Source organism: Streptomyces sp. ID05-26A (assembly GCF_033794685.1).
Taxonomy (GTDB): domain Bacteria; phylum Actinomycetota; class Actinomycetes; order Mycobacteriales; family Pseudonocardiaceae; genus Lentzea.
Genome location: NZ_JARAYZ010000006.1, coordinates 131,336 through 155,406, shown reverse-complemented (window position 1 = coordinate 155,406; position 24,071 = coordinate 131,336). Strand labels below are relative to the sequence as shown.

22 protein-coding genes are annotated in these 24,071 nt (G+C 70.0%); 14 read left to right on the top strand and 8 right to left on the bottom strand.

The features are described 5' to 3' along the window. Positions 1 to 21: 21 nt before the first annotated feature. On the bottom strand, positions 22 to 3,741 hold the full coding sequence (locus PV646_RS38145) for a glycoside hydrolase family 2 TIM barrel-domain containing protein (RefSeq protein ID WP_500347250.1): 3,720 nt from the start codon (positions 3,739 to 3,741) through the stop codon (positions 22 to 24). 155 nt (positions 3,742 to 3,896) lie between these two features. Between PV646_RS38145 and PV646_RS38140 the strand changes: the two genes are divergently transcribed. Continuing rightward, the gene (locus tag PV646_RS38140) at positions 3,897 to 5,288 is read left to right on the top strand and encodes a BNR repeat-containing protein (protein ID WP_500347248.1); all 1,392 of its coding nucleotides are present in this window, start codon (positions 3,897 to 3,899) and stop codon (positions 5,286 to 5,288) included. On the opposite strand, the gene PV646_RS38135 is transcribed toward PV646_RS38140, so the two are convergent. Further along, entirely contained in the window at positions 5,272 to 6,189 is a 918-nt protein-coding gene (locus tag PV646_RS38135; RefSeq protein WP_500347246.1) for a DUF1295 domain-containing protein, read from the bottom strand. The genes PV646_RS38140 and PV646_RS38135 overlap by 17 nt on opposite strands. Before the next feature lie 61 nt (positions 6,190 to 6,250). Here PV646_RS38135 and PV646_RS38130 point away from each other — a divergent pair, with 61 nt between their 5' ends. Then, positions 6,251 to 6,823, top strand: coding sequence for a QsdR family transcriptional regulator (locus tag PV646_RS38130; RefSeq protein WP_500347245.1), 573 nt, complete (start codon positions 6,251 to 6,253; stop codon positions 6,821 to 6,823). Here the strand turns inward: PV646_RS38130 and PV646_RS38125 are convergent. The 3 genes from PV646_RS38125 to PV646_RS38115 form a co-directional block, all read right to left on the bottom strand. Next, positions 6,820 to 7,785, bottom strand: a complete 966-nt coding sequence (locus PV646_RS38125; protein WP_500347244.1) for a hypothetical protein — start codon at positions 7,783 to 7,785, stop codon at positions 6,820 to 6,822. The two genes, PV646_RS38130 and PV646_RS38125, sit on opposite strands and share 4 nt — an antisense overlap. Next, entirely contained in the window at positions 7,782 to 8,276 is a 495-nt protein-coding gene (locus PV646_RS38120; RefSeq protein WP_500347242.1) for a SigE family RNA polymerase sigma factor, read from the bottom strand. Before PV646_RS38120 ends, PV646_RS38125 begins: the two co-directional genes overlap by 4 nt. Positions 8,277 to 8,383: 107 nt before the next feature. After that, on the bottom strand, positions 8,384 to 10,804 hold the full coding sequence (locus tag PV646_RS38115) for a transglycosylase domain-containing protein (RefSeq protein ID WP_500347240.1): 2,421 nt from the start codon (positions 10,802 to 10,804) through the stop codon (positions 8,384 to 8,386). Positions 10,805 to 11,082: 278 nt separating this feature from the next. Here PV646_RS38115 and PV646_RS38110 point away from each other — a divergent pair, with 278 nt between their 5' ends. The 7 genes from PV646_RS38110 to PV646_RS38080 all read left to right on the top strand — a co-directional run bounded on the left by PV646_RS38110 (position 11,083) and on the right by PV646_RS38080 (position 17,103). Then, positions 11,083 to 11,826, top strand: coding sequence for a lysozyme (locus tag PV646_RS38110; protein WP_500347238.1), 744 nt, complete (start codon positions 11,083 to 11,085; stop codon positions 11,824 to 11,826). Positions 11,827 to 11,829: 3 nt separating this feature from the next. Then, positions 11,830 to 13,014: a putative glycoside hydrolase gene (locus PV646_RS38105; RefSeq protein ID WP_500347237.1), complete on the top strand. Its 1,185-nt coding sequence runs from the start codon at positions 11,830 to 11,832 to the stop codon at positions 13,012 to 13,014. A gap of 110 nt (positions 13,015 to 13,124) precedes the next feature. Next, positions 13,125 to 13,742 (top strand): hypothetical protein, encoded by a 618-nt coding sequence (locus PV646_RS38100; protein ID WP_500347235.1) that lies wholly within the window; start codon positions 13,125 to 13,127, stop codon positions 13,740 to 13,742. Further along, positions 13,739 to 14,446: a hypothetical protein gene (locus PV646_RS38095; RefSeq protein ID WP_500347233.1), complete on the top strand. Its 708-nt coding sequence runs from the start codon at positions 13,739 to 13,741 to the stop codon at positions 14,444 to 14,446. The genes PV646_RS38100 and PV646_RS38095 overlap by 4 nt, the downstream gene beginning before the upstream one ends. 16 nt (positions 14,447 to 14,462) lie before the next feature. Then, entirely contained in the window at positions 14,463 to 15,341 is an 879-nt protein-coding gene (locus PV646_RS38090; RefSeq protein ID WP_500347232.1) for a DUF3152 domain-containing protein, read from the top strand. After that, complete coding sequence (locus tag PV646_RS38085; RefSeq protein WP_500347230.1) at positions 15,338 to 16,504, top strand: glycosyltransferase; 1,167 nt, start codon at positions 15,338 to 15,340, stop codon at positions 16,502 to 16,504. The genes PV646_RS38090 and PV646_RS38085 overlap by 4 nt, the downstream gene beginning before the upstream one ends. A 68-nt stretch (positions 16,505 to 16,572) precedes the next feature. Continuing rightward, on the top strand, positions 16,573 to 17,103 hold the full coding sequence (locus PV646_RS38080) for a hypothetical protein (RefSeq protein WP_500347228.1): 531 nt from the start codon (positions 16,573 to 16,575) through the stop codon (positions 17,101 to 17,103). Between the two features lie 36 nt (positions 17,104 to 17,139). Here the strand turns inward: PV646_RS38080 and PV646_RS38075 are convergent, their stop codons facing one another. Continuing rightward, positions 17,140 to 17,358, bottom strand: coding sequence for a glycosyltransferase (locus PV646_RS38075; protein ID WP_500347226.1), 219 nt, complete (start codon positions 17,356 to 17,358; stop codon positions 17,140 to 17,142). Between the two features lie 309 nt (positions 17,359 to 17,667). Between PV646_RS38075 and PV646_RS38070 the strand changes: the two genes are divergently transcribed. The 4 genes from PV646_RS38070 (at position 17,668) to coaA (ending at position 21,556) form a co-directional block, all read left to right on the top strand. Further along, positions 17,668 to 17,826 (top strand): hypothetical protein, encoded by a 159-nt coding sequence (locus tag PV646_RS38070; RefSeq protein ID WP_500347225.1) that lies wholly within the window; start codon positions 17,668 to 17,670, stop codon positions 17,824 to 17,826. A 7-nt stretch (positions 17,827 to 17,833) separates the two neighbouring features. Continuing rightward, positions 17,834 to 19,195 carry a serine hydrolase gene (locus PV646_RS38065; RefSeq protein ID WP_500347223.1) on the top strand — a complete coding sequence of 454 codons (1,362 nt, stop codon included), beginning with the start codon at positions 17,834 to 17,836 and terminating at the stop codon, positions 19,193 to 19,195. A 112-nt stretch (positions 19,196 to 19,307) separates the two neighbouring features. Continuing rightward, the gene (locus PV646_RS38060; RefSeq protein ID WP_500347221.1) at positions 19,308 to 20,486 is read left to right on the top strand and encodes an ATP-grasp domain-containing protein; all 1,179 of its coding nucleotides are present in this window, start codon (positions 19,308 to 19,310) and stop codon (positions 20,484 to 20,486) included. A 119-nt stretch (positions 20,487 to 20,605) separates the two neighbouring features. Beyond that, entirely contained in the window at positions 20,606 to 21,556 is a 951-nt protein-coding gene (gene coaA / locus PV646_RS38055; protein WP_500347220.1) for a type I pantothenate kinase, read from the top strand. 36 nt (positions 21,557 to 21,592) lie between these two features. Here the strand turns inward: coaA and PV646_RS38050 are convergent, their stop codons facing one another. Together PV646_RS38050 and PV646_RS38045 are read right to left on the bottom strand one after the other, a co-directional pair. Next, on the bottom strand, positions 21,593 to 22,249 hold the full coding sequence (locus tag PV646_RS38050; protein WP_500347219.1) for a response regulator: 657 nt from the start codon (positions 22,247 to 22,249) through the stop codon (positions 21,593 to 21,595). Then, a complete protein-coding gene (locus tag PV646_RS38045) occupies positions 22,246 to 23,382 on the bottom strand; it encodes a sensor histidine kinase (RefSeq protein ID WP_500347218.1) in 1,137 nt (378 codons plus the stop codon). Before PV646_RS38045 ends, PV646_RS38050 begins: the two co-directional genes overlap by 4 nt. 163 nt (positions 23,383 to 23,545) lie before the next feature. Between PV646_RS38045 and PV646_RS38040 the strand changes: the two genes are divergently transcribed. Continuing rightward, a complete protein-coding gene (locus PV646_RS38040; protein ID WP_500347217.1) occupies positions 23,546 to 24,028 on the top strand; it encodes a DUF6326 family protein in 483 nt (160 codons plus the stop codon). The last annotated feature ends 43 nt before the right edge of the window (positions 24,029 to 24,071 follow it).

Below are 24,071 nucleotides of genomic sequence, written 5' to 3'. Positions count from 1 at the left end.
ACCGGGGCCACCCCCTTCCGGTCAGGCACCCGCCGGTGTGCCGGACCAGGCTTCCTGCGGCGTCAGCGGCCGCATCGTGATCGTGTACTCGTAGGTGGAGTCGGGACGGACCTGGTTGCGCTGCCGCACCGGGTTCGGCGTGTCACCGACACCGGTCACGGCGTGATCGGCGTGCAGCGTGAAGTGCCCCTTGTTGCGCTGCAACATGAACGGGTACGCCGCGCGTTCCAGGTCGTCGTACTGCGTGACGCTGACGTCCTTGACGCCCGACACCAGCAGGCCGGAAGTGCGGCCGTCGGTGAGCAACGCCCACCGGGTGTCGGTGTGGTTGCCGTGGTCCTGCGGTCGGTGGTACTCGACGTACTGGTCCGCCACGGAACTGGAGTGCACCCCGATCGGCGTGCCGTCCTTGCGGTCGTTGTAACTCTCCGCCTTGCGTCCGTACCACGAGAACGTCGAATAGCGGTCCGGCACGGACAGCTGGACACCGATCCGGGGCAGGTACGGCAACGTCCGCACCGAACCCTGCGGCGTGACCCGGTGGCCGAGCCGCAGCACTCCGGCGGAGTCGATCGTGTAGACCATCGTCTGGTCGAACCAGGCCCCGGTCACACCCGGCGCCGCCACCCTGCTGTCCACGACGATCCGGGTCGCCTTCACGCCGTCCTGCTCGACCCGGACGCCGGTCACGCTGGTCTCCAGGCGGTCTAGGCCGGCCTTGCGCCAGTCCTCGCCCTCCGCGCGGCCCCACGTGTAGGTCTCGTTGCTGATGGGCGCGCGCCAGGCGTCGAGCTTCGGGCCGCTGGTGAGCAGTTCCCTGCCCCACGACCTGATGGACGTCAGCGAGCCGGACTTCTTGTCGACCGTGTAGGTGGTGCCCGCCGCGGTCGCGGTGACCTTGGAGGCGTCCTCCTTGGTGAACACGACGGCCCAGTCCCGCGGCGCCTTGTCCAGGCCCGGGATCTTGCCGCCGCCCAGGGAGAACTGGTCGTGGGCGAGCACGTGGCCGTTCGAGGTGACCGTCTCGACGGTCAGGAACCTCTCCCGGTCGGTGTCGTTCGCCGGTACCGGCAACGAGATCGGTGAGGTCGAGGCGGCGGCGACCCGCAACGGTTGCCGGCCGCTCTTGACCGTCTTCGTCCCCTCGGTGACCCGCCACTTCAGCGTGAGGTCGTCGGTGCCGGTGAACTGCCGCTCGTTGGTGACCGTCAGCACGCCACCCGAGTAGGCGAACCGGATCGGCTGGTGCGCCCAGGCCATCTGCAGCGTCTCGGGCTGGGTCGTGCGGTCCGTGTTGATCAGTCCGTCCACACCGGACAGCGTCGACCCGTACGCGAGGTGCGTGCCACGTTCCCGCACGGTGTCGAAGTCCAGTGCCAGCACGGCGCCACCGGCCGGAGCGGCGGACGTGCCGAGCTCCGCGGCGGTCAGCGCCCGGTTGTAGACGCGCACGTCGTCGACGTCACCGCGGGACAGCCGCCCGACGTTCGACGGGTCGTTCCACGACATCTCGAAGTCACGGCCGATGTTCACGTCCGCCGCCGAGTAGTCGATCGCGCCGGTGAACGGCAGCGTGCCGACCTCCGCGCCGTCGATGTACAGCCGCAGCGCCGTGCCGTCGTACGTGCCGCTGACCCGGTGCCACTTGCCGTAGAAGTCGGCGGGCACCTTCGCCTGCACGGCCCGCCACGTGCCACTGTGGACGAAGAACTCGAGCGTCGTCTCGTTCTTCATCTTGAGCGTCCACTGGTGGTCGCCCTTGGCGATGATCGGGAACTGCCCGGTCCACTTGCCGGGCCGCACCCACGCGTCGAGCGTCAGCGCGGTGCCGGTGATGTCGAGCCTGCGGTCGCGGTACACCTCGACGAAGTCGTCGAGACCGGACAGGGACAGCGCCTTGCCGCGGTGGCCGTCGACGAGTTTCGGCGCACCGGAGAGCAACGCCGTGATGTCGTTGCCGGACGTGTCCGGGGTGGTGCGGGTCTTCTGCCTGATGTTCTGCTCGGCCCAGTCCCAGATGAAGCCGCCCTGGGTCTGCGGATGGGCGCGGATGATGTCCCAGAACTCGCGGAAGTTGCCGAGGCTGTTGCCCATCGCGTGCGCGTACTCACCGAAGATCAACGGCTTGGTCGTGTTCTTCGCCTGCTCGGCGAACCTCTCCGGTGACGGGTAGCGCGGCCCCCACACGTCGGCGAACGGCGCGTCGCCGTCGGGGTTGTTGGACTGGTGGTAGATCGGCCTGCTGGGGTCGTTGGCCTTGAGCCACTTGGCCATCTCGTAGTGGTGCGCGCCGAGACCGGCCTCGTTGCCGGTGTCCCACATGAAGACGCTGGGGTGGTTCTTGTCGCGCTCGACCATGCCGATCAGCCGGTCCATGAAGGTGTCGCGCCACTCCGGCTGGTTGGCCTGGCACCACCGGGCGCAGTTCTCGTGGTTGTGGGTCTCGATGTCGACCTCGTCGTCGATCCAGATCCCGTGCTCGTCGGCCAGGTCGTAGAAGTACGGGTCGCTCGGGTAGTGCGAGGTGCGCACGGCGTTGACGTTGAGCTGCTCCATCAACTCGACGTCGCGTTCCTGCGCGGCCCTCGGCACGTGCCGGCCGTGGTCCGGGTCGGTCTCCGCGCGGTTGACACCCTTGAACAGCACGCGTTTCCCGTTGACGAGCAGCGTGCGGTCCTTGATCTCGATCTCGCGGAAACCCGTGGTGTCACTGGTGATGTGCGTGACCTTGCCGTCGGGCGCGGCAAGCGTGAGCACGATGGTGTAGACGTTCGGGGTCTCGTCGGTCCACTTGGCGGGGTCGCGCACTGGCAACGTGAGCCGCGCCGTGCTGCCGGTGACCTCCTGGCTCACCGAACCGACTTCCTTGCCCTTGGTGTCACGCAGACTGGCGGTGACGCGGTGCGTGCCGGTGGTGCCACCGGGTTTGAGGCCGAGTTCGACGTCCGCGGTGAGGGTCGCGTCGGTGTAGGTGGCGTCGAGGTCGGTCTTGAGGGTGACGTCCTGGATGAACGTGGCGGGCGTCGAGTAGAGCGACACCGAGCGGAAGATGCCCGAGTACCGCCACTGGTCGTAGTCCTCCAGGTAGGAACCGGCGCTCCAGCGGTGCACCTGCACGGCGATCTTGTTGCGTCCCGGGCGGAGTGCGGACGAGATGTCGAACTCGGCCGGGGTGTAGCCGCCCTGGTCGTAGCCGACGTACTTCCCGTTGACCCACACGAAGTAGCCGGACGTGACGCCCTCGAAGCGCAGGAAGGTCTCCCGCTTCGCCCAGTTCGCGGGCACCTCGAAGTCGCGGACGTACGCGCCGGTCGGGTTGATGTCGCGGGGGACGCGGGGAGGGTCGTCCGGCTGCACCTCGGTGGCGATGTTGCGGAAGATCGGGTGGTCGAGTCCGTCGGTCTGCCAGGTGTGCGGCACCGTCACGGTGCGCCAGCGGGACGTGTCGTGGTCTTCGGCGTAGAACCGCGCCGGCACGTCGGCGGGCTTGTCCGCCATCGCGATCCGCCACTGGCCGTCCAGTGACCGGACGAACGGACCGCGTTCCTCGTCGCGCGCGGCCGAGGCGATGTCGGCCTGCGGGCGCAGGAACGCGTGGTGCGGTTCCTGCCCCTCGGCGATCCTGCTCGGATCCTCGAGGTACGTGTGCACGTCGGGAGGGGGATCGACGGCGGCGGCGACCGGCGTCATCGCACCGGCCGTCACCACCATGACTGTCGCAAGAACGATCGCGCGCCGCACGCGGAACCTCCATGTTCGGACAGAAGTGAACACAAGTGAACAGTCGGCGGGCGGTGCCGACAAGAGCCACGAGGTCAGGGACGTTCACAACGCCCGGTGTTATCGAACAAGTCGACGCTTGCGTTCGATCCTGTTCGACTGCACGCTTCGGCGGCATGGCCAGGACGTTCGTTTCACTGCTGACCGCCGTCGCGCTCTTCGTGCCGACGCCCGCGCAGGCGCAACCGGGGATCAGCCTCGTCTCCGACACGCTGCTGGACGCCTCGGCGTTGTACTTCGTCTCGTACGACGGGCTGGTGAACAACAACTCGTTCCAGCAGGACGCGATCCTGACGTACCAAGGGCGTCAGTACGCCACCTGGTACACCGCGAACCGCAGCGCCGTGATCGCGCGCAGGAGCGTGGGCGGCACCCGTTGGGAGACAGTCGTTCTGCCGCACCAGCTCAGCGCCGACGACTCGCACAACGTGATCTCGCTGGGAATCTCCCCGCAGGACAACACGATCCACGTCGCGCTGGACACCCACAACACGCGCCTGTTCTACCTGCGTTCCGAACCCGGACTGGCGATCGGCGCGCAACCCTGGAACGCCGCGTCGTTCGGCGTGGTGCGGCGCACGCTCGGGGACGTCGAGCTGGGCTCGATGACGTACCCGCAGTTCGTCGTGACGCCGGAGGGCAGGCTGCAGTTCAGCTACCGCACCGGGGGTTCGGGCAACGGCGTCAACGAGCTGGCCGAGTACACCGGCGGGACGTGGCGCAAGCTCGGCGCCTGGTCGTCCGCGACGGGCTCGTACACCGGTCCGAACGGCGTCGTCTCCACCACCCGCAACATGTACCTCCACGGTCTGAACTACGACCGAAGTGGACGGTTGCACGCCGCTTTCACCTGGCGTGAGGGCAATGCGGGCGTGCTGTGCAACGCCGGCGGCCTGACCAACCACGACACCGGCTACGTCTACAGCGACGACCGCGGCCGAACCTGGCGCAACGGCGCGGGAACCGTCGTGGGCACTACCGGCGGCACTCGGGTCAGCGTCGGGTCACCGGGACTGGTGGCCGATCCGCTCGACCCGAACCACGGCCTGATGAACCAGGAAAGCCAGGCGGTGGACGCGAACGGCCGCCCGCACGTGGTGATCAGCTATGTACCCGGCCGCTTCACCCAGTGCGTCTCGAACTACGCCGCCCAGCGCGCGCAGAACGGCCGCACGTTCCACGTCTTCCGCGGCGCGGACGGCACCTGGACCAAGATGGAGGTCCCGATCCCGCCGAACCACACCCAGCGCACCAGGATCGTGCTGGACCGCAACGACAACGTCTACCTCGTGATGCCGCGCGGCAAGATCGTGGCGGCCACGAAGGCGAGCGGCTGGACGGACTGGACGACCGTGTTCGACCGGCCGTCGCTGCGGGCGTTCGGCGAGGTCAACGTGGACGCTTCCCGCGTCGCCTCGCAGGGGATCCTGTCGGTGCAGTACCAGCAGACCTCCACCGGTACCACGCCGTCGCCGATCCGCGTCGCCGACTTCAGGCTGACTTCTTGACGGGGCCGGGGAAGAACATGTTGGTGGTGGCCTGGTACTGGGCGTAGTCAGGGCGTTTCTGAAGGCTGTAGTACTCGGCCGGGCGGGCGCCGGTGTGCTTGGTCAGCGTGACGTACAGCGTCCAGGAGGCGAGGAACAGCCCCAGGGTCAGCAGCACCCACACCACGAGCGACGTGTCGCCGAACCGGGCCGGCAGCGACGGCAGTGCGAGCAGGACCAGGGCGTTCCACTGCATCCACTGGAAGAAGTAGTTCGGGTGCCGGCTGTAGCGCCACAACCCCTCGTCGCAGGTTCGCCGTCCACCACGGGCGGCGAACCGCTGCTTCTGCTTGTCCGCCAACGACTCCAGCACGTAGGACGCGGCCCACAGGACCAGTGCGGCCACGGACCAGACGGACAGCGACCGCTGGTCGGCGGCGACGAGGAACGCGGGAACGGCGAGCACCGACGCGTTCGCCAGGCCCTGCAACCAGATCTCGTACTGGACGGACAGCGTTTCGTTGCGGAACCCCTGCCGCTCCCAGCGCCGCCGCTGGTACTGGTACCGGGGGAGTTCGACCTTGGGCGCGCCCGGCTTCCACCAGCCGTGCTTCACGGTCAGCACCAGGCTCCACAGCCCCATCCGCGCGCCCATGGCGAGGTAGGCGACCGCGATCGCGACCGTCACGACGCCGAGTTCGGCCGTGAACAGGGTGACCAGGCCGATTCCCACCAGACCCCACGGCCACGCCACGTCGACGTACGACACGTGCCGCGTGAGGTACCCCGGTATCGCCGCAGCCAGGGTGAACAGCACGACCTGCACGGCCAGGTTCCACCCGGCGGCCGTCGCGGTGGCCGGCGCCAGCAGCAACGCGGCTCCGACCAGCATGAACGGCAGCATTCCCCAGACCCGCGGCATGCCGCCCTCCTCGCACCGGGTGAGACATTCTGCTTGAATGTCTCAGTGAGACACTTTATACATGCTGTCTCACGCCGAGGCCAACGTGAACCTGACCACCGAGCCCGAGGTGGATCCGGTCATCACCCGCGCGCTGCGGCAGTTCCTCCGCGAGAGCCGCATCGACATGGGCGAGCTCGCCACCGAGGCCGGGATCGGCCGCGCCACCCTCTACCGCCGCTACGGCGACCGCGACCGCGTGCTGGGCGAGGTGCTGTGGGCCATCACGCACCGGGCGTGGGCGCGCCTGTGGCAGGCCAGCACACACCGTGGCACGGCGCGGGTGGTTTCGGTGCTGGACCAGGCGATGCGCGACACCGTCGCCTCACCGGCCCTGCGCGCCCTGCTCGAACGCGACCCCGAGACCGCGCTGCGCGTGCTGACCTCCCAGCAGGGGGTGGTGCAGCACCGTCTCGTGGCGGGCCTGGCCTGCCTCATCCGTGCCGAACGCGACGACGAGCCGGACATCCCGGTGACCAAACTGGCCTACGCGGTGGTCCGGCTCGCCGAGTCGTTCTGCTACTCCGACGTGATCACCGGTGCCCCGCCGGACATCGACACGGCCACCGAGATCATCCGGAAGCTGCTCGCCTAGGGGACTCCGAGCGTCACCTTCCACTCGCCGGTGACGCGCTCCGGGATCACGGTGATCTTGACCGTCCACCCTTCGGGCAGGTCGAGGCCGTAGTCCTCCTTCCACTCGCGCCGCTCGATCTGCGTCCCGCCGAGGCCGTAGGCCCAGTTCGAGTAGTCGATGACCTGGACGTCGTCGACGAGGACGCGCACCCTGCCGGGCGTGTTCAGCTGCGCCAGCATCACGTTGTCACCCGGCCACGGCACCGTGAGCTCCTTGCGCTCGTTGGGGTTCGTGGCGTCGGAGTTCAGTTCGACCACGGGCCTGGGATGGGTCAGGGGGATCGTCGCCAGCGTCTGCGGGCGCGGCGGGAACGGGTACTCGCTCACCGGCATCGCCTCGCCGATGCCGATGGCGAAGGTGCCGTTCGCAGGGAGGGGGAGCACCTCCAGGTCGCCTGTCTTGTCGAAGTCGCCCTGCTTGCCGTTCACGGTCAGCGTGATGACGGACGGCTGTCCCGGCACGACGTCCAGCCCGGTCCAGTTGAGCGGCCTGCTCGCGTGGCCGCAGCTGTTGCGTTCGGCCATGGGGTGTCCGTTGATCGACGTGCTGATCAACAGGCGCTCGTCCGTCCCGGCCTCGCACTGGGTGAAGATCGTGAGGTCCAGCGACCTCGGCACGAACCGCACGGTGACCGTCGTCGAGGGAAGGTCCCCCCAGCCCTGGGCGATGAGCCGCGTGCCGAGCTGGTACTCGGGCATGCTGCGCGGCGGCACGGCGGGTTCGGGCAGGACGTCGGGACGGGGGAGCACGGCGTAGACGATGCCGACGAGCGCGAGCACCACCGCGGCCACACCGGCGACGGCACGCCGCCGCCGAGTCGCGGCCACCCTCGCCCGCACACCGGCCATGCGCGCCTCGTGGGACGAGTCGGTGAGGTCCGCCCGGTCGCGCAACACCTCGGTGAGGTCGGTCAGGTTCATCGCCGCACCCCTTCGAAGGTGATCGGGTCGTCGATCCGCAACTTGGCCAGCGCCTTGCTCGCCTGACTCTTGACCGTGCCGACCGAACAGCCGAGCAACCCGGCCACCTGCGCCTCCGTCAGGTCCTCGTAGAACCGCAGCACCAGGACCGTGCGCTGCCGGCGGGGTAAACGGCCCAGCGCCTGCCAGAGCCACTCGCGTTCGCCGACCAGGTCCTGCGGTGACTCGCCCGGTCGTTCCGGCAGGTCACCGGTCGGTTCCTCGCCTCTCCACCGGCGCCGCCACCAGGTGGCGTGGGAGGTCACGATGATCCGCCGGACGTAGGGCTCAGGATCGCCGTCGACGCGGCCCCACGCCCGCCACGCCTTGGCCAGGGCCGTCTGCAGCAGGTCCTCCGCGTGCCCCGCGTCCCGCGTCAGGAGGAAGGCCATCCGCAGCAACCGGGGCGTCGCACCCACCACGAACTCCTCGAACCCCTCAGGTGAGCTCACCACTTCCCGGCCCCTCCACTCTGTCCGTCACTGCTTCTACCCGGTGGGCCGCGCGAATGGTTGCCCGCCGGGGAAGAAGCCGTGAGAACAGGGGGTGAGCGCGATTCTCACCGCGTGGGCGGCGCCTCCGGAGCGGACGACTCCGGAACGGACGGCGCCACCGCGGCAGGCGGCGGAGTCTCGGTCTTGGGCGGCGGGGGTCCCGAGCTGACCGAGAGCGTCACCTGCATCCCCCGCATCGCCACACCGCGCAACGACTGCGCCACCACGGCGCCACGGGGTTGCGGTGCGCTGACGGACACGGTGGTCACCTGGTAGCCGGCGTCGCGCAGCATCGCCGACGCCCTGTCGACGCCCGATCCGACGACGTCCGGGACCTTCAGCTTCCCGTCGCCGTGGCGGTAGCGGTCCTCCACCTCGGGCAGGGGCTTCTCCGGCAGGTCGGCGTGCGCCTTCGTCATCGTGTCGAACCACGTCGCGGCGGGCACGGTGCCGCCGTAGATGTTGCCCTCGGGGCACAGCCTGGGCGCTCCCACACCGACGCAGATGCCCTTGGGCGACGTGCTGTCGTTGAACACCTGGACGGCGCCCGCGTAGTCCGGGGTGGCGCCGAGGTACGCCGCCGACTTGTACTCCTCGGTCGTCCCCGTCTTGCCCATCATCGGGCGCTTCCAGCCCGCCTTGCGGGCCGAGTAAGCGGCGGTGCCCATGCCCTTGCTGTCCTCGCTGAGGCCGACCGCCAGGGCGTTCGCGAGTGGTTCGGGCACGGCCTGTTCGCACGGGGGCTTGGCCAGCTCCACGGGTTTCCCGTCCCGGTCGACGATCTTCTTGACCGGCGTCGGCGGGCACCACGTGCCACCGCTCATGATCGTCGCGGCGACGTTGGCGAGCTCCAGGGTGCTCGACGGCGCGGGGCCGAGGGTGAACGACGCGTTGCCGTTGCCGGCGTAGAACTGGGCCTGGGTGACGCGGAGGTCCTTGGCTGCCTGGGGATCCGGCGCGACACCCGCGATGTTCGTCGCCATCGTCCTGCGCATGCCGAGCCGGGACGCCATGTCCACGACCGCGTCGAGGCCGACCTGTTCCTCCAGGATCACGAACGCGGTGTTGGGCGAGGTCGCCAGCGCCTGCCTCAGCGGCATCTGGGGCGGGTAGCGGTCGTTGTGGTTGGCCAGGCAGTACCAGTACGTGCTCGGCTCCCCTGTGGACGGACAGGTGGGGGCGCCGCCCTTGAACACCCGCGAGGTGTAGGTGTTGGGCGCGGCGACGGTCGTGTCGATGCCGATGCCCTTCTGCAGCGCGGCGGCCGCGGTGAAGACCTTGTAGACCGACCCCGTGCCGAACTTGTTCTCCACGCCGCTGGGCAGGTCGAACTGGGTCTGGAACTCGTCCTTCTTCAGCCCGTAGTCGCGGTTGGCCACCAGCGCGACGACCTCGTGCGCGTCCTTGCCCGGACGCACGACCGCCATCGTGTTCGCCACACCGGGGGTGGTCTTCGGCGCCTGCGCCTCGACCGCCTGCTTCGCGTGCTCGGTGATCTTCGGGTCCAGGGTGGTCTCGATCCGGTACCCGCCGATCTTCAGCTCCTCCAGGTCGAATCCCGCCTCGGTGAGGTGCTGGACCAGGAACGAGCAGAAGAACCCGTACGACGGCCCTGCCCCCACACAACCGGTCTGCAGCGTGCGCACGGGTTCGCGCAGCCCGAGAGGAGCCGCCTTGAACGCGTCGGCTTCCTCGCTCGACAGCTTCTCCTCCGCGCGCATCGCGTCGATCACGAGGTTCCTGCGCTCGATCGCCTTGTCCGGCCGGGCCTCGGGATCGAGCGCGGTGGGACTGTTCACCATGCCCGCGAGCGTGGCCGCCTGCGTGACGGTCAGCTTGTCCGGCGTCGTGTCGAAGTAGGCCTGCGAGGCCGCCGCGACACCGAAGATCGTCGAACCGAACGGGACCAGGTCGAGGTACCGTCCGAGGATCTCGTCCTTGCTCAGCACCGTTTCCAGGCCCACCGCGATGCGTGCCTCGCGGAGCTTGCGGGTGACGCTCTGCTCCTGGGCGAGCCGCTGCGCGTTCTTGTCGGTGCGCGCCAGCACGTGCACGAGGTAGTTCTTCACGTACTGCTGGGTGAGCGTGGACGCGCCCTGCTCCACGGCTCCGCTGGCGTTGTTGCGCGCGGCCGCGCGGAGGGTCGCCAGCCAGTCGACGCCGTGGTGGTCGTGGAAACGGCGGTCCTCGATCGCGAGCAACGCCGTCTTCATGTGCGGCGAGATCCTGTCCGGTGGCGTTCGCACGCGATATTGGTCGTAGAGGTACGCGATCGGCGCGCCGTCCTTGTCCGTCACCGTCGTCATCAGCGGCGGGTGGTCGGTCACCATGAGCGAGAGGGTGGACGCCACCTGGTCGCTGACCTTGTTCGAGATGGCGCCGAGTGTTCCCGCGACGGGGAAGAGCATCCCGGCGAGCACGACGCCGGCGAGCGCGCACAGCCCCGTGAGTTTGGCGACGCAGGGCCCGATCCTCTTGCGATCCACCGTCAGACTCCCCTCGCTGAACCAGGTTCTGACGGTTACCCGCCGAGATCGTGATCAGGCGCCCGCATCGAATGAACCCAGATCAGGAAAACCGTTACCTGGTGTGCCCGAACGGCCTTTGGCTCACTCGCTCGTGTCAACAAATCGGTGTCCGGTTTTTCCGTTGCTGCGACGGGTAGCTGGCCAGCAGAACCGTTGACGCACCTGGGAGGAAACCGATGTCGCCGCAACCACTAACCGGCTGTCGTGGCGCTCGCACCGCTTCGATCGTCTTGGTCATGAGCGTGCTGTGTCCCTCGCCCGCGCTGGCCGAAGGCTCCGAGGACCACGCCGCAGGCTCCCAGATCGCGAAGCACGAGGGCACCTCCGAGATGCTCATGACACCGCCCGTGCTCGAGGCGGGTCGTGTCGACGGCATCGACGTCAGCAGTCATCAGGGCAATGTGGACTGGGGGCACTGGTGGCGCGCGGGGAAGAGGTTCGTCTACATCAAGGCGACCGAGGGAACGGGCTACCGCAACCCGAAGTTCACCCAGCAGTACAACGGATCCGCCGCTGTCGGCATGACGAGGGGCTCCTACCACTTCGCCCTGCCCAACCGCTCCGACGGCGCCACGCAGGCGCGGTTCTTCGTGCAGAACGGCGGTGGCTGGTCGCGGGACGGCCGGACCCTGCCGGGCGTGCTCGACATCGAGTACAACCCGTACGGTGGCGACACCTGCTACGGCCTGAGCCACGCCGCGATGATCACCTGGATCCGGAGCTTCAGCGACACCTACCACGCGCTCACCAAGCGCTGGCCGGTGATCTACACGTCCACGCTGTGGTGGGACAGGTGCACGGGACGCGGCGGCGACTTCAGCGGCACCAACGCGTTGTGGGTCGCCCGGTACTCGGCGTCGGCGGGCCCGATGCCGTTCAAGTGGCCGTTCCACACCATCTGGCAGTACACGTCGTCGCCGATCGATCAGAACGTCTTCAACGGCGGAGCCGACCGGCTGGCCGCGCTGGCCGCGGGGTGAGTGGTGAACGCCCCGCCGCGCAGGTCCGAGCTCATCGTGCTCGTGTACTTCGCCGTCGTCTGCTCGCTGACGGCCACGGCGATGACGGTCGTGGCGCACCACAAGAGCTTCGGGCTCGCCGTCGACGGCCTGGGGGACGGCGTGGTCGTCAGGGCGGCCGCGGTGAGGGACGCCGGCGTCGTCGCGGACGATCCGTCCACTCTGGACCGGATCGACGTGTTCGTGGACGGCGAGGAGGTCACCACGCGCCGCGCCGGGGACAGGTTGCTGCTCAACGGGTTCGACCCCGCCGAAGGTGAGCACACCGTCCGCGTCCGGGTCCGGGACACCACCCTGCTGGGGATGGAGGCCGAGCTCGAGCACACCTTCACGGTCGACGACACCGCGCCGGACCTCGTCGTGAGCCGGGCCGAGACCGCGGACCCCCGGTCGCCGGTCACGATCCGGGGCACCGCCGAAGGCGCGGAATCCGTCCGGGTGGCCGGGAACCCGGCACAACTGGCGGGCGGCGTGTTCGAGGCCACGGTGCCGTCGTCGGCGACGGTCTTCGTGGAAGCACGCGACGCGGCCGGCAACACGACCCGGCGACGGGTGGCGGTGCCGGCGCACCGGCCGCAGGCGCGGGTGATCCGGCTCAGCGCGGCCGGCTGGACGTCGGCGCGGACACGTGAGTCGATGTTCAGGAGTGCCCGCCAAGGCGAGGTCGACACCGTCGTGCTCGACGTCAAGGACGAGGACGGCCGGGTGTTGCACCACTCGGAGGTGCCGCTGGCCCAGCGGATCGGCGCGATCGACGTCCGCTACGACCTGCGGTCCGCCGTCCGGAAGATCCACGGCGCCGGACTGCGCGCGGTGGGACGGGTGGTCGCGTTCCGCGATCCCGTGCTGGCCCGCGCGTCGTCACTGGCCGGGATGAACGACCACGTGCGGGACGGCTCGCTCGTGCTCACCAACCCCGCTCATCCCGAGGTGCGCGGCTACGTCGTGGCCCTCGCCCGGGAGGCGGTGGCGCTCGGGTTCGACGACGTGGTGCTCGACCACGTCGGGGGTCAGGCCGCCGAGGGCTTCCTCGCCGAGGCGTGGGAGGTGGTGCGCGCCGCCGGTGCCTGCCTCGGGGCTGTTCTGCCGCAGGACACCGCGGACGGGCTCGTGGACGCCGACTTCGTGGTCCGCGGTGACACTCCGTGAGGAATTCACTAGACCGAGTGCTTGCCGGTCAGAAATGACTGTCCGCCCTTTCCCGGGGTATTTGCCCAGCACAACGCACGTTCGCCCACGTTCGGGAAAGGACAGGGGTTATGGATGTCGAAGACTTCCTGAACGAGGGCCCGCCGGTGTTCCGGACGCGATGGCTCGGCTACGACCGCCATCAGGTCGACGAGGAGCACGCCCGGCTGGAAGCGCAGGCCGAACTCGCCTGGGCCGACCGCGACGCCGCGCTCGCCACGGCCGAGGACCTGACGCGGCACCTCGAGGAAGCGCGGTCGGAGCTCGGCGAGTACCGGGAGTTGCACGCGGGACACAGCAAGGACGACGCCGTGTCCGGCTGCATTCGCTACCTGCTGCACTCCGCGCGGCGCAAGGTGGACGAGATCGAGGCCGAGGCCCGGTCGCGCGCCGAGCAGGCGGTGGGCCGGGCGCAGGAAGCCGCCGACCAGCAGGCCCGGTTGCTCGAGGAAGCCGAGCAGGAGTCCCAGCGCCGGCTCGCCGAGGCGGGCAGCCGCGCACGGGAGATCGTGGGTGAGGCGCTGCGGGAGTCGCGGTCCGTGCTCGCGGAGGTCGCGGAACGGCAGCGGCTGCTCGAACAGTGGTACTCGGCCGTCGAGACGGAGCCCGACCTGCCGCTGCCCAGGCGTGCCGAACCTCTCGCCCACGAGGAAGACGCCGCCACCGACACGGTGAGCGTGACGCGATGACCGCCGTCATCAGCTCCGCCCGTCTCACCACGACCTGCGTGGTCGTCGACGTCCGCGACTCCGGCGTGATCGGCGTCCGCTGGGCGGCGGCGTGCGCGAACGACCTCGACGTGGGCCTGGTCGTGCAGGCGGGGCCCAAGGACGATCCCGTGCACGCCGACGTCGCGAAGGTGCTGTCCGAGCACCCGGACCTGTCCGTCCACTTCGAACACGAAGGTCGTCCGCCCGGCCGCTGGGAAGGCGGCCTGGTGGTGATCTCCCGTTCCCGGGCCAAGGCCGCGCCGCCGCTCGCCGGGCAGGACGAACGCGACGTCGTGGTCGTCGCCGGTCCGCCCGCCGCGATCGCGGGCCGGTTCGGCGTGATCACCGCCGTCATCTGCTCCGTGGGAGGGGAGGGCGTGCTCAACCGGGCCATCGGCTTCTGCCGCGTCCGGCGGGCCACCCGTCTGCGCGTGCTCGCCCGTCCGTACCCCGGTGCCGCTCTCGCGCTCGACGACGTCGCGGACCGCGTGCACGCCGTGGCTCCCGACGTGATCGTCGAACTCGTGCGGGAACCCCGGTCGGTCCAGGCGGAGACGCGGACGCACCCGAGCGACCTGCTCGTCGTGTCCGGCCGGGAACGCGGTCCGGCGGAAGGCCTTCAACCGGGCGCACGGGCGGCGCTGCACCACGCGCAGTGCCCGGCGCTGTTCAGCTGCGTGTGACAGGGGGAGTGATCTCATGACCGTCGGCAGAATCGTCATGTTCGTGATCGCCTCGATGCTCGCCGGGGTGATGATCGGCGTGCTGGGCAACCTTCCGCCCGGCCAGCCCGCACGGGAGGACCTCGCCGGACCGCGCGTGCCCGCCGTCGCCACGGTGTCGGTGAGGAAGGCCCCGTCCTCGGCTGCTCCGGCTTCGTCCTCGCCGCCGCCGTCGTCGTCCGCGGCGCCGTCCACGCCGATCGCGCAGGTCAAGCCCCGGCCAGGGCCCGGGCTGCCACCGGGTCAGGCGGTGCGCGCGCAGGGCGAAGGCTGGTGGCGGACCGTGGCCGGCACCACGGCGCAGGTCGGCGGCGGCCGGGTGCACACCTACTCCGTCGAGGTCGAGCAGGGCGCGGTGCTGCCCGCGGACCAGCGCCGGTTCGCCGAGGTGGTGGACAGGACGCTGGCCGACCCGAGGGGCTGGACGGCGTCCGGCGGCCTCGCGTTCCGACGGGTCGACGTGGCCGAGCCGGACGTGCGGATCCGGCTCACCGCGACGGAGACGGCCAGGTCGATCTGCGGGTTCCGGTTGCCCTACGACACCTCGTGCTTCGTCGGCGGCGTGGTCTACGTGAGCGCGCCACGGTGGTTCCGCGGCGCTGAGTCGTTCGCCGGTGACCTGGCGGGCTACCGGCAGTACCTCGTCAACCACGAGATCGGCCACTTCCTCGGCCGCGGCCACGAACCGTGCCCGGCGGACGGTGCTCCGGCGCCGGTGATGATGCAGCAGACGTTCTCCGTCTCGAACGACCGCCTCGCCGAGATCACCGCCGCCACACCGCAGGGGGCGCCGGTTCCCCGTGACGGCAGGACCTGCGTCGCGAACCCGTGGCCCACGCCGGCGGTGACTCCGTGAAGATCGCCGTGGTGTCCCTCGCGGCGAACCCGCTGACCGCGTTGCGCGACCCCGACGTCGCCGGAGCACGGTTGCGGATCGCCAGGCTCTCCGAGGCGTTGCACCGCCTCGGGCACGACGTGACCGTCTACACGCGACGGTCGGACTGGCGCCCTCCGGACGTCGTGCGGATCAGTCCCGGGTTCCGGGTCGTGCACGTGCCCGCGGGACCGGAGGAACCGTTGAGCCGGAACGACGTCGTGCCGCACCTCGGGACCTTCGCCCGGTTCCTCGGCTCGCAGTGGGGCGCCGATCCACCGGACGTCGTCCACGCGCACCACTGGACGTCCGGTCTCGCGGCGGTGCTCGGCACCCGGAACACGGCCGTCCCGACGGTGCAGAGCTTCCACGAGCTCGAAGGGGGCGAGCACACCGGGGTCGAACGCCTGGTCGGGCGGGAGGCGACCTGCGTCGTGGCCGCGTCGGGTCACGAGACGAAGGCGCTGATCGACATCGGCATGCGCCGGTCCGCGATCGTGACGGTCCCGTGGGGTGTCGACGTCGAGGAGTTCGCCGCCACCGGTGCCGCCGCACCCCGCACCGACGTTCCGCGGATCGTCTCCGTGGTCGGGCTCGCGCCGCACGACGGTGTCGACGACCTGCTCGTGGCGCTGACGAAGTCGCACTGGGGAGAGTTGGTGATCGCCGGTGGCCCGCCCAGGTCCGAGCTGCCGGAAGACCCCGAGTACCAACGGTTGCGGGACATGGCCACGTGTTGCGGCGTCCTGGACCGGGTCACGTTCCTGGGGCACGTGCCGTATTCGAAGATGCCCGCGCTGTTCCGGTCCGCGGACGTCGTGGCGTGCGCTCAGCACCACGCTCCGTTCGGGAGCGCGTCCGTCGAGGCGATGGCCTGCGGAGTGCCCGTTGTCGCCACGGACGTGGGGAGCCTGAGCGACACCGTGGTGCACGGCGTCACCGGTCTGCTGGTTCCGCCGCGACAACCCTCCTCACTGGCACGGGCGCTGCGCTCGTTGATGGGAAACGGCCTGCGGCAGCAGGAGTTCAGCTTCGCGGGACAGGACCGCGCCCGCACCCGCTACGCCTGGGACCGCGTGGCGCTGGAGACGGCCCTGGCCTACCAGCGCGTCAGTCACCCGATGTGGTTGACCTCGGCCCGGTGAGTGAGGTGCCCGCCCTCCAGCGGGTACGTGCCAGGTGACCGAACGACCCGCTGAGTCAGGAGGACGACATGAAAACGAGGACGACCGTGCTGACCGCGTTGTTCGCGGCGGTTCCACTGGTGCTCGCTCCCGCCGCCGCCAACGCGGTCGCGTGCCTCGGCAACTTCAGCGACACCGTGGGCACGTTGACGACGATCACGCGCGAGGAGTTCATGTCCCGCGTCTGCGCCGCACAACTCCAACCGGGGACAGACCGCAGGGACGTGCAGGAGCTCAAGGACGTCGTCCTGCCCAAGGCCGTGGCCGGACTCGGTGGGATGGACCAGATCTACAAGCGCGGCAAACCCGTTCTCGACGGTGTCGTCGAGAAGTGCTACTCGCCGGACGACTACTGCGCTCCCACCGCCGTCGGCCGGGCGACCCGGTGCATGAAGGACGAACTGCCCGGCGTGGCCATGAACGCGCTCGGCCCCGACCTGCTCGGCTCCAGTTGCGAAGGCGTGAAGGCCGCCGCCGCGACGGATCCGCAGGCGTTGCGGGAGCGGGCTCGTGCGGCCGCGGAGTCGTACATCAGCTTCCTGCGCACCGGCCGGCGCTGATCCCGGGGGTCCTGCCGTCCCCTGCACGGCAGGCCCTCAGCCGCGGCGAACGGGACGGATGAGGGCGCGGTCACCGGCGGCGCGGCGGTACACGGCGAGGGTCTCGTTCGCGAGCCGGAGCCGCGAGTACCGGCCGGCGACGCGGTCGCGGGCCGCCATGCCGAACTGCTCCCGCTGGGTCTCGTCCTCCAGCAACGACTTCAGTGAGCGCGCCAGCCGCCTGCTGCCGTGGGGCGGGACCAGCTGTCCCGTCACGCCCGGCAGGACGATGTCGCTCAGCGCGCCGACCGCCCGTCCTGGACCTCGACCGGGCCGTCCGGGGTGAAGTGCTCAGCGACATCAACGTCTGCCGCATGGACGTGAACGCCATCGCGGTGCCGCTCTTCTCCCACAACGACGGCGGACCGTGCGTGAACCCGGACGTCGAGGCCGACTCGGACCGCTGGCCCGCGGTACGTCCCCCGACGAAGCGAACAGCAGGGCGTTTTCACGCCCATCACCCCATCTGGCGGTTTGGACGCGTTGCCACGTGATCCGTGACCTCACAACATCACCATTGTGCGCATGACCAGGACACCTATCTTCGACGAGCTCTACGCCAAGTACGTGGCCGGCACGCCCACGAGAGAGGCGCCGCCGATCACGGCTCCGGTGATCGAGCCACCCATGCCCACCTCCTACCCGTGGACGCACCAGGCCCCGCAATGGCCCACCGAGAACTGACGATGCGATGAAGCTGATCACCGTCGTGTGCGCAGCGCTCACCATCGCGGCCTCCACGACGCCCGTGGCCCGTGCGGACACCCACCCGCTGGCAGAACGCCTGCGCCAAGCGGTCCTCGCGCAGGACTTCCAGGACGTCCTCGACCTGACTCCGCCGGAACCCGTCACGCGACCGGCGGAGCAGCGGGAGAAGCACCACCCCTCCGCCGCCGAGGTGATGGCCCGGGTCCGGACACCGTCCCCCGGCACACCGTTGCACCAGCCGCCGAACCTGGACGTGGCGGTCATCGACCTCGAACGGCGGGACCTCGCGGTGAACGTCCTGTTCAGCCCGCAGCACCGCGACGGCGTGGTCGTACCTCTCCGGGGCCTGTCCACCGACCAGGTGCGCTACCGCTGGTGGAACGACGCGGAGTGGGACGCCAACGGCGGCAGGGGCACGCGGGACGTGGTGCAGGGCAGGGAGAACGCGCCGATCGACTTCGCCTCGCCGTACCCGGCGTCGGTGCTCAAGCTGATGGTGGGCTTCGGTGTCCTGCGCCTGGCGGACCAGGGCAGGATCGACCTGGGCGCCGACTACGTCTATGAACCGGACCCGGTGCGCGCGGCGTGCGGTGGCCGTTCGGTGACGAAGGTCCGGCAGCACTTCGACGAGATGATCACGAAGTCGCAGAACGAATCCACCTGCGCCCTGGTGAAGCTGCTCCACGACCTCAACGCGTGGGACGAGGTCAACCGCACGTTCGCGGACCTAGGCCTGCCGACGCTCATCCTCACCGGCACGATCCCCGGCAACGGCGGCGACTGGAGCGGCGCGAACATGAGCGCCCTCGACACCGCCAAACTCCTGCTGCTGCTCAACGGCGGCCCCGGCGTGCTGTGGACGACGGACGCCGGAAAACCGGTGACCGCCGGCGAACTCTCGCCGTCGTCACGGACCTTCTTCCTCGCAACCCTGGCGGACCAGGGCCACAACGAGATGCTCTCCACGCCGAACTGGTGCGGCCGCGGCTACCCGGCACCGGGCATCCCACACCAGGTACCGGCGCGTTGGATCGGCCCGGACGGCACGACGAGGGTCGGAGACGCGATCTACGACCGCGACGTGAGGCCGTGCAACGAGGCCGCCGAGGTGACGTTCGCGCACAAGACCGGCTGGGTCGACACCGCGGGATCGGACGCGGGCATCGTGAAGTCGTTGCCCGGCAAGGACAAGCGCGGTTACGTCGTCGTCGTGTTCGGAAACCTGGGCATGGACCACGTCGACGCCGCCCGCCCGGCCGACACGCCTGGCGTCTTTCCCGTCCTGTACACGCAGAAGTACGCGCGGCTGGGCAGGGAGATCGACACCCTGATGAAGGGCTCCTGACCACGTCGATCACCTGGTGATCGCGCTGGCGAGCGAGGGGGAGGTTCCGGGAGGCTCGAACGGGACGAGCGGACGCGCCCGCGCGTTCGTGCGAGCACAGGGGAGACCACCGATGAGGACGACGATCGTCGCGCTGCAGTCGAAGCAGCCGTTCACAGTCGCGCTGGACGTGGCGTTCCCTCCCGGCGAGTTCGACGTCGTCGTGCTGACCGACGGCCCGGCGGACGCGGTGCTGCGAGAGGACGTCACCGGGCCCGCGCCCGAGGTCACCGTGCTGGACCGGGAGAAGTGGCTGGAGCACCTCCGGGGGATCGAGGGACCGGTCGAGGTCGTGGCGAACGACGAGTACTGCCTCGCCGAGTGCGCGCGGCTGCGGGCGGAACTGGGCCTGCGGCCCCGGCATCCGCGGCAGCCGGCCGCGTACCTGGACAAGGTCGTGATGAAGCGGCTGCTCGCTGCCGGTGGTGTGCGGGTGCCGCGGTTCCACGCCTTCGAACCCGTCGTCACGGGGACGGCCGAGCAGCTCGTCGAGGAGATCGGCCTGCCCGCGGTGGCGAAACCGCGGCAGGAGGCGAACTCCCGCGGCATCACGATCCTCCGGACGTCCCAGGACGTTCAGGCCTGGCTGGCCGCGCACGACGGCGAGGCGGGGTGGCAGGTCGACGAGTTCGTCGACGGTCCGCTGCACCACGTCAACGCGGTGGTGCGGGACGGCGAGATCACGCCGGTGCAGGTGGGCCGGTACCTGGGACCGCTGATCGGCGTGCACGTCGGCCGCACGCTCGGTGGCGCCACACAAGAGGACTCGGAGTTCACCAAGGCGGCGCACGAGATGAACGAACGCGTCGTGCGTGCGTTGGGCAGCGAGGGAAGTTTCGTCGTGCACACCGAGTTCGCGGTGAACGGCGACGACGAACTGGTCGTGCTGGAGGTCGCTGGAAGGGCACCGGGCGCACTGGTGTCGGAGCTGGCGCGGTTGCACGCCGGTGTGCAACTGGAGGTGGTGAACCTCCGGATGCAGGCGGGGCTTCCGGTGCCGGAGCCGGCCGTGCGGGGCGTGCAGGCCGCCTGGCTGTGGCCGCCGGTCATGCCGGGCAGGAGGTTCCGCGAGCCTGGCCCTGACCTGAGCGGCCTCGGCAGCGAGCACGAGGTGCACGTGCGGGAGGTCGGCCGGGAGGGGAACGAGACCGACGGCGGGCTGATCGGCGCCTCGGTGCTGCTGTGGCACCGGGATCCCGTCCAGCTCGCGGAGGACGTCGCACGCGTCGGTGACATGACCTGGTTCAGCTGAGTCCACAACGGACCCCTGGAGCCGGCGGTGGTCAACGTCACCCCGTCCTCGTTCCTCAGCGACGCGCGTCTTGGTGAGACTGGGTGGGAGCACGCGCACCTGATGATCGGGGGACGGAGTTGTCCATCACGGAACTGGACGCGGCGGTCGGCCACTTCGACTTCAGCAGGGCCGAGTGGGCCGCGCTGAGGCAGTCGACGCCGATGACGCTGACCGCGGAGGAACTGACCGATCTGCAGGGCCTCAACGAGGCGCTGTCGGTGGAGGAGATCGAGGAGGTCTACCTCCCGCTGTCGAGGCTGCTGAACCTGTACGTCGTCGCGACGCAGGGTCTGCACCACGTGGCGAACGACTTCCTCGGCCGCGAGCCCGTCAAGGCGCCGTACGTCATCGGGATCGCGGGCAGTGTCGCGGTCGGGAAGAGCACCACGGCGCGCGTGCTGAGGGCGTTGCTGTCGCGGTGGGAGAACCACTTGCAGGTCGCACTCGTGACCACGGACGGTTTCCTCCACCCGAACGCGGTGCTGCGCGAGCGGAACCTGATGGACCGCAAGGGTTTCCCGGAGAGTTACGACGTGCGCCGGCTGATCCGCTTCCTCGACGAGATCACCTCCGGTCACAGCGACGTCGAGGTGCCGAAGTACTCGCACCTCGTCTACGACGTGCTGCCCGACGTGGAGAGGATCTCGACGCCGGACATCCTGATCGTGGAGGGCTTGAACGTTTTGCAGTCGTGGACCGGCCGGACCGAGGACGCGCCGTCGAGGTTCGTGGCCGACTTCCTCGACTTCACGATCTACCTCGACGCCGACCACGACCTGATCAGGCAGTGGTACGTCGACCGGTTCCTCACGTTGCGCCGCACCGCTTTCCGCGATCCCGCGTCGTACTTCCACAAGTACTCCGGGCTGTCGCTGCGGGAGGCGCGCAGGACCGCGCTCGACATCTGGGACCGGATCAACAGCCCGAACCTCGCGCACAACATCGCACCGACGCGGTCGCGGGCGCACCTCGTGCTGCAGAAGGGAGCGGACCACCGGGTGGACCGGGTCCGGTTGCGCAGGCTGTAGCCGAGAAGACCTGGACGGGACTCGAGGTTCCCGGGTTCAGCCCCCCGCCCGGCCGGTGTCGTAGGCCCACATCGCGATCTCGACCCTGTTCCGGGCGCCGATCTTGTTCAGCAGGCTGGCGACGTGGCTCTTGGCGGTCGTCAGGCCGATGAACAGCTCGGCGGCGATCTCGGCGTTCGTGCGGCCACGGGCGACCAGCGCCAGCACCTCCTCTTCGCGGTCGGTGAGCGGCTCGATCGGCTGGGTCCGCCGGCCCGGCGGTTCCCCGGCGGCGAGGGTGGCCAGCAGCCGCCGGGTGACGTTCGGCGCGATCAGGGCGTCACCGTCGGCGGCGGCGTGGACGGCCTGCACGAGCAGTGCCGGCCCGGCGTCCTTGAGCAGAAAGCCCCTGGCGCCCGCCCGGAGCGCGCCGTGGACGTACTCGTCGAGGTCGAACGTCGTGATCACCACCACCGCGATCGGATCCGGGACGCCGCGCCCCGCGAGGAGCTTCGTCACCTCGATGCCGTCGAGCCCGGGCATCTGGATGTCGACCAGGCACACGTCGGGGCGGAGCCGGCGCGCCAGCTCGACGGCGGCGTGGCCGTCCGCGGCCTGGCCGACGACCTCGATGCCGGGCTGCGCGGCGAGGATCATCGACAGGCCGGTGCGCACCAGGTCCTGGTCGTCGGCCACCAGCACGCGCACCGTCATCGGCCCACCCTCGTCGGCAGTTCGGCGTCGACCGTCCACCCGCCCTCGGGCGCGGGCCCGGCACGCAGTGTGCCGCCGAGCAGCTGCACGCGCTCGGTCATCCCCAGCAGCCCGAAGCCGTGCTTCACCGACCGCGCCGGGTCGATCAGTCCGTCGTCGCTCACGCGCAGTCGCAGACTTCCCGCGCCCTCGACGACCCGGATCTCCACGCACGAGGCGTCGCGGGCGTGCCGCAGGGCGTTGGTCAGCGCCTCCTGCGCCAGCCGGTAGACCGCCGCGTCGACTTGAGGCGGGAGTTCGAGGTCGTCCGGCAACTCCACGTCGACGACCGGGACCGGGGCACGCCGGGCGAGGGACACCAGGTCGGCAACCCCGGGCTGGGGTGCGTACTCCGCCGGCGCCCCGTCGCGCAGCACCCGGACCATCGCCCGCATCTCCGCGAGCGTCCGCGACGCCTCCCCTTCGATGACCGCCAGCGCCTCGAGCGCCGCTTCAGGCCGCTGCCCGGCCATCGCCTGGCCCGCCTGCGCCTGCACGGCGATTGCCGAGACGTGGTGGGCGACGATGTCGTGCAACTCGCGTGCGAGGCCGACCCGCTCCCGGCCGCGGCTCTGGTCCAACGCCCGGCGCCAGCTCTCGGCGCGGTAGCGGAACGCGGCTCCGCCCGCCGCCGCGGCCAGGACGGCGAACCCGCCGAAGGCGTCGGCCGGACCGGTGTAGTCGGCGGCCGTACCGATTCCCGCGGCGACCGCCACCACCGCCAGCCCGATCACGATCTCGCGCCCCGAACCCCAGCGGACCAGCGCGTAGACCAGCACCAGGACGTAGACCATCGTGTCGAGGCCCACGCTCGGGGCCACGCCCAGCAGGCTCGCCAGCCCCAGCGCCATGGCGGCGCCGAAGGCGACCACGACGCAGGCCAACGGGTGGGTGCGCCGCCACAGCAGCACCGGCGCGAGTCCGACCGCCACGATCGTCGCCACCGGCCGCCAGGCGACGTCGTCGCGGAGGACTCCCTCGAGCAGCGCCGTCACCACCAGCACCCCGACCAGCACCCAGTCGCGCGACACCCGTGCGGGAGCGTCCGGGGCGCGGGGCTCGGTCCACAGTGAACTCAGGGCGTTGGTGGTCACCCGGCCAGCCTAGGGAACGCCGATGTCCGGGGGAGTGACCGAAAGAACGAGACGCCGCTTCTCCCAACGGAGGAGGCGGATCCGGCCTCGGCGCGGATGTGCCCGCCTCCGGAGCTCGGCGATCGTGGGCCCACCGATCCTCACCACGACAACGGAGCCCGCGATGAGAACACGTCAACCCGCCAAGACCGCACTGGACGAGCAGCGGATCCCGGTGAGGGCCAAGCTCGCCGCAGCGTGGACGAGCTTCATGTTCCTGTACGCCTACGTGGACATCATCGCCTTCTTCAAGCCAGGCGTCATCGACGGCATCGAGGCCGGCGTCGTCTGGGAGTTCGACATCAGCCAGACGTTGCTGACCACCTTCATCGCGCTCATGGCGATCCCGATCTTCATGGTCGTGCTGTCGGCGACGCTGCCGGCCAGGGCGAACCGCGTCACGAACCTCGTCGTGGCCTCGGTGCAGATCCCCTACGCGGCGTTCAACGTGGTGGGCGAGTCCTGGACGTACTTCTACGGCCTCGGCTTCGCCCTGGAATTGGTCCTCCTCGTCCTCATCCTGCGGTACGCCTGGACGTGGCCCCGCACCGCGCTGTCGGCGACCAGCCCGGACCGTGAAACCGTTGGCGCTCGACAACGAGCGTGAACCGCCAGGAGCTGGGCTGACCCGCGGTCACCGGGGAGGACCG

Excerpts from the sequence above, each read along its gene's own strand:
- PV646_RS38140 (WP_500347248.1), top strand. The coding sequence starts at position 3,897 with ATGGCCAGGACGTTCGTTTCACTGCTGACCGCCGTCGCGCTCTTCGTG.
- PV646_RS38135 (WP_500347246.1), bottom strand. The coding sequence starts at position 6,189 with ATGCCGCGGGTCTGGGGAATGCTGCCGTTCATGCTGGTCGGAGCCGCG.
- PV646_RS38130 (WP_500347245.1), top strand. The coding sequence starts at position 6,251 with ATGCTGTCTCACGCCGAGGCCAACGTGAACCTGACCACCGAGCCCGAG.
- PV646_RS38125 (WP_500347244.1), bottom strand. The coding sequence starts at position 7,785 with ATGAACCTGACCGACCTCACCGAGGTGTTGCGCGACCGGGCGGACCTC.
- PV646_RS38110 (WP_500347238.1), top strand. The coding sequence starts at position 11,083 with ATGAGCGTGCTGTGTCCCTCGCCCGCGCTGGCCGAAGGCTCCGAGGAC.
- PV646_RS38100 (WP_500347235.1), top strand. The coding sequence starts at position 13,125 with ATGGATGTCGAAGACTTCCTGAACGAGGGCCCGCCGGTGTTCCGGACG.
- PV646_RS38095 (WP_500347233.1), top strand. The coding sequence starts at position 13,739 with ATGACCGCCGTCATCAGCTCCGCCCGTCTCACCACGACCTGCGTGGTC.
- PV646_RS38090 (WP_500347232.1), top strand. The coding sequence starts at position 14,463 with ATGACCGTCGGCAGAATCGTCATGTTCGTGATCGCCTCGATGCTCGCC.
- PV646_RS38080 (WP_500347228.1), top strand. The coding sequence starts at position 16,573 with ATGAAAACGAGGACGACCGTGCTGACCGCGTTGTTCGCGGCGGTTCCA.
- PV646_RS38070 (WP_500347225.1), top strand. The coding sequence starts at position 17,668 with ATGACCAGGACACCTATCTTCGACGAGCTCTACGCCAAGTACGTGGCC.
- PV646_RS38065 (WP_500347223.1), top strand. The coding sequence starts at position 17,834 with ATGAAGCTGATCACCGTCGTGTGCGCAGCGCTCACCATCGCGGCCTCC.
- PV646_RS38060 (WP_500347221.1), top strand. The coding sequence starts at position 19,308 with ATGAGGACGACGATCGTCGCGCTGCAGTCGAAGCAGCCGTTCACAGTC.
- PV646_RS38050 (WP_500347219.1), bottom strand. The coding sequence starts at position 22,249 with ATGACGGTGCGCGTGCTGGTGGCCGACGACCAGGACCTGGTGCGCACC.
- PV646_RS38040 (WP_500347217.1), top strand. The coding sequence starts at position 23,546 with ATGAGAACACGTCAACCCGCCAAGACCGCACTGGACGAGCAGCGGATC.